The 3834-nt window shown below is 36.0% G+C and carries 6 protein-coding genes; all 6 read left to right on the forward strand.

Annotated elements, in window-relative coordinates:
- Positions 1-303: 303 nt before the first annotated feature.
- The 6 genes from HMPREF3119_RS00970 (at position 304) to HMPREF3119_RS00985 (ending at position 3506) form a co-directional block, all read left to right on the forward strand.
- The gene (locus tag HMPREF3119_RS00970) at positions 304-516 is read left to right on the forward strand and encodes a transcription antiterminator/RNA stability regulator CspE (RefSeq protein WP_046024440.1); all 213 of its coding nucleotides are present in this window, start codon (positions 304-306) and stop codon (positions 514-516) included.
- A 9-nt stretch (positions 517-525) separates the two neighbouring features.
- On the forward strand, positions 526-666 hold the full coding sequence (locus HMPREF3119_RS19585) for a cold shock small protein YmcF (protein ID WP_223302381.1): 141 nt from the start codon (positions 526-528) through the stop codon (positions 664-666).
- 75 nt (positions 667-741) lie between these two features.
- Complete coding sequence (gene lpxL / locus HMPREF3119_RS00975; RefSeq protein ID WP_070578064.1) at positions 742-1671, forward strand: LpxL/LpxP family Kdo(2)-lipid IV(A) lauroyl/palmitoleoyl acyltransferase; 930 nt, start codon at positions 742-744, stop codon at positions 1669-1671.
- A gap of 268 nt (positions 1672-1939) precedes the next feature.
- Entirely contained in the window at positions 1940-2374 is a 435-nt protein-coding gene (psiE, locus tag HMPREF3119_RS00980) for a phosphate-starvation-inducible protein PsiE (RefSeq protein ID WP_036414510.1), read from the forward strand.
- A gap of 604 nt (positions 2375-2978) precedes the next feature.
- Positions 2979-3131, forward strand: coding sequence for an MbeCy (locus tag HMPREF3119_RS19035; protein ID WP_087825463.1), 153 nt, complete (start codon positions 2979-2981; stop codon positions 3129-3131).
- A gap of 168 nt (positions 3132-3299) precedes the next feature.
- Complete coding sequence (locus tag HMPREF3119_RS00985) at positions 3300-3506, forward strand: hypothetical protein (protein ID WP_036414512.1); 207 nt, start codon at positions 3300-3302, stop codon at positions 3504-3506.
- Positions 3507-3834: the final 328 nt, after the last annotated feature.

The following is a 3834-nucleotide window of genomic DNA, read 5'->3' on the forward strand; positions in this document are numbered from 1 at the left end:
TTTTTTTATGTTGATAAACAGATAAGATAATTGGTTAAAATCAGTCGTGATTTACGTGTAGTGATACGTAACATCCGAGGGATAAAATAATAAAGTTTGCTATTTGTGATCATCTGTGGCTTAATGGGGTCACTGGTTTGGAAGTACAGGCCTATTTATGCTAGTCAGTTTAAAGTCGTTCACCATTTAGCGTTATCCTCGATACCACTTCATTGCGAATTCCTTCTAATTAATTCCCATAAGTAAAAATAAAAAACAAACCGCATATGCCTTATGGCAATCAAAAAAATTAAAGGAAATTCTATGTCTAATACAATGACTGGTTCAGTAAAATGGTTTAACGAATCGAAAGGTTTTGGCTTCATCTCTCCGGCAGATGGTAGCAAAGATGTGTTTGTTCACTTCTCTGCGATTCAGAGTGACAGCTTCAAAACATTATTTGAAGGTCAGAATGTTACCTTCAATATTGAAGACGGGGCAAAAGGTCCGTCTGCATCAAATGTGGTGGGTCTCTAAGGCGCACCAATGATAATAGCACTGTTTTTTCAGTGCCCCTGTTGCAGTGGAACACAATACCGGACTTCGCACTTTGATGTTTCCGCATCAAATCCGCATGGTGCAAAATGCATTTTTTGTAAAACGGTGATGCTGTTGTCCAGGCAATAGAAAAACTAAATTCCAAGGCCTGATAATATTATCAGGCCTTTTTATTATGCAGTAATTATTCCTTATCAGGAAAAAATGTATTCTCTGAATAAATTTTCTATCAGGCTTCTTCACCCAAGGTACATTTTAACCTGGATTGGTATCCTGTTGCTTTTCTGTTTAGTTCAGATTCCTTATCCATGGCTTGTGTTTTTAGGCGATAAGTTAGGTCGTTTTTCTGGTTTGTTCCTGAAAAGGCGGGTATCCATAATTAAAAAAAATTTAGAATTATGTTTTCCTGACAGAAATAAAATCCAGATAGAGAGTATGGTTGCAAGCAACCTGTCATCTTTAGGGATTGCATTATTTGAAACCGGTATTGCCTGGTTCTGGAATGACAAAAAAATTAATGAAATATTTAGAGTAACGGGTTGTGATAACTTTAATGATGTATATGACAAAAATAATGGTGTTTTAATTATTGGTATTCATTCCATGTCGCTGGAACTTGGGGGCAGAGTTATGGGGCTGTGTTTTCCTGTAAATGCTATGTATCGTCCCCACAACAATAAAGCAATGGAGTATATACAAACAAGATGCCGAAGCCGTTCCGGAAGCGGGATGATCGACCGTAAGAATCTGAAGTTTATGGTATCGGAACTAAAACGCGGGCAGGCTATTTGGTTTGCTCCGGATCAGGACTTTGGAACTAAAGGTACTATCTTCGCCCCTTTTTTTTCGGTAGCTAATGCTTCTACATCAAAAGGAGTGGCAGCTATAGCCAAATTATCGAAGTCGCCGATACTTACTGCAACGATGATAAGAAATAATGAAAGTGGTAAGAGGCCTTATGAATTAATAATTGGTAAAGAAATTGCTGATTTTCCGTGTGGAGATGACCTGGCAGATGCTGAGAAACTAAATCAGATTATTGAGGCAGAAATCATGCATGCTCCGGACCAATACTTGTGGGCACACAGAAGGTTTAAGACCAGACCTCCGGGAGAAAATTCTCTGTACAAATAAGTTACAAAGATTGTCATTGAATGATCTCTGTATCACATTGCTTATAAACAAAAACTTCGTATTGCGGGTTTTTATACTCATGTTGATGAAGTTGATTATTTATTGTAATCACGTGTAAGTAAGACAGTTAAAGAAATAGAATGTGGTAAACTGTATAAACACATTTCATATCAGCTGACGTTTAGCAAGTTCCGTACCTTCGGTTCTTTATTTTTGTATTCTATAAAAAATAGATGTGATATTGAAGAGGGAAACCTCAGGAGCCATCATGTCAGGGTTGAGCCAATCAAAGTTAATAAGTCGGTTGCTTCAGTGGATCAGCAGTGCGGCACTGTTACTTTTGGCAATTATATTGATTGTTTTTTTGATAAAAGAAACAATTATCCTTGCTGCTTTGTTATTTAAAAAAAATGACCCGGTATCGCTGTATTCATTAGTTGATGGGATAATTATATATTTTTTATATTTTGAATTTATTGCATTAATAATCAAGTACTTTCAATCAAACTATCATTTTCCGCTGCATTATTTTTTATATATAGCAATAACAGCGGTTATCAGGCTGGTAGTAGTCGAACATAAACAACCATCATTATTAATCGTATATTCAATTACAATTCTGATATTAGTATTTGCTCTTTATGTAGCTAATACAGAAAAACCAATTCTTAAAAGAAAAAAGGTAAACTGCGAAGCTGAGTAATATCAGGTAAATAAAAAATCCGTGCCAAGACGATGTGGTATAGTAGTGTTGTCAATACCGTGCCGTTGGCTCAGTCTGGGAGCTGACTTTACAACCGTAAGGTTATCTTCTTTACCGGTGAATCAGAGAAATGAGCGGCACTCACGGGACTATGTTCCAGAGGAGTATCTATGTTTAACCCGTTTCAATTTGATACAGTGTTCCGTTTATTTCAATGGTTATCAGTTTCTGCTTTGCTGGTGTTAGCCATTGTGTTGATGGTTGTTTACTTTGCATAAATCACATTTGAAGTATGTGTAAAACTATCCACAGATTACTTGTGTTATGTAAATGTCAGGAATAAATTGATACAAAACATCACCATCCATAAAACGGCCATTATATTTTAAATTAAAATTTGATTATCTTGTTTTTTGGGGGGCGTATTGATTTTATCTGCTATACTTAAAGAGTAAAAGATGAAGACGGGGAGACTAGGTGCTCCACCAGAGTCTTTTCAGCCTCATCAGTTATGATGGGGCTTTTTATTATGTAAATACGTGTAAAGTCGACATCTCTGTTTTTATTTTGTGCCAATATTATTTCTTAACAGAGGGAAATTATTGTGCCTAATATGAAAACAGAAGTAATTGTTGTTCGCCTGACCAAAAAAGAGAGAGCGCTCATGGATGCGGTAAAAACTAAACCACTGCTTTCAGATTGGATGAGAGAATTAGCGCTTGCTGAATTGAATAAACAAGAGGACTGTAATGCATAATATTCTGTTTTTTTGTTTAAAAAAAGATGTACCAGATCCATGGTGTGGCAGGATCAGTTGTCTGGCTGGATTCTTATGACAGGGAATCAGTAGATTTTTTAATTTTTAAAATCCCTGTTAATATGTTATTCCTGTTTTTATAAGTATAAAGAATAACAGGCGGGGTATATGGATTATTATTTAACGTTGACTGAGAGTGATAGTAGTTTTGTTTTACATAAAATTACATGTCAAAAGTTACAGCAGGCTAAAAGTACAGCGTATGTCGGATATTTCTGGGGAGAGCATGCAGCTATTCAACAGGCTGTTGTTATAGCAAAAGGGCCTGTTGTTTTATGTTCGCTATGCCTGAGTCAGGATGATAAAAAACCATAATGATAGCTCACATATTCAATTCTGTTGAATCACCGGATAGAGCATTAGTTGTGTACAAAAAAACCGCAAACAGCAACCGGGGAAAGAATAAGTATATACCAACAACATAACTAAGATGTATTGTTTACAATTGTAGTGCGTCATTTAGATTAAGAAAGGTTGTATAATATTTATTTAAATTCCAAAGGTCGCCTTTTGCGGCCTTTTTCGTTTATATTGCCACAGCATCAATTACCTTATTATCACTTAACATAAGAGCTGTACGCGGTTTTTTATTCATGGCAATAATAAGAGCACAGGAATACGACAGGCTCATTACCTAATCCGT

The organism is Morganella sp. HMSC11D09 (assembly GCF_001807955.1).
Lineage (GTDB): Bacteria > Pseudomonadota > Gammaproteobacteria > Enterobacterales > Enterobacteriaceae > Morganella > Morganella morganii.

Coding starts and splice junctions, on each gene's coding strand:
- HMPREF3119_RS00970 (WP_046024440.1), top strand. CDS start 304: ATGTCTAATACAATGACTGGTTCAGTAAAATGGTTTAACGAATCGAAA.
- psiE (WP_036414510.1), top strand. CDS start 1,940: ATGTCAGGGTTGAGCCAATCAAAGTTAATAAGTCGGTTGCTTCAGTGG.
- HMPREF3119_RS19585 (WP_223302381.1), top strand. CDS start 526: ATGATAATAGCACTGTTTTTTCAGTGCCCCTGTTGCAGTGGAACACAA.
- HMPREF3119_RS00985 (WP_036414512.1), top strand. CDS start 3,300: ATGGATTATTATTTAACGTTGACTGAGAGTGATAGTAGTTTTGTTTTA.
- lpxL (WP_070578064.1), top strand. CDS start 742: ATGTATTCTCTGAATAAATTTTCTATCAGGCTTCTTCACCCAAGGTAC.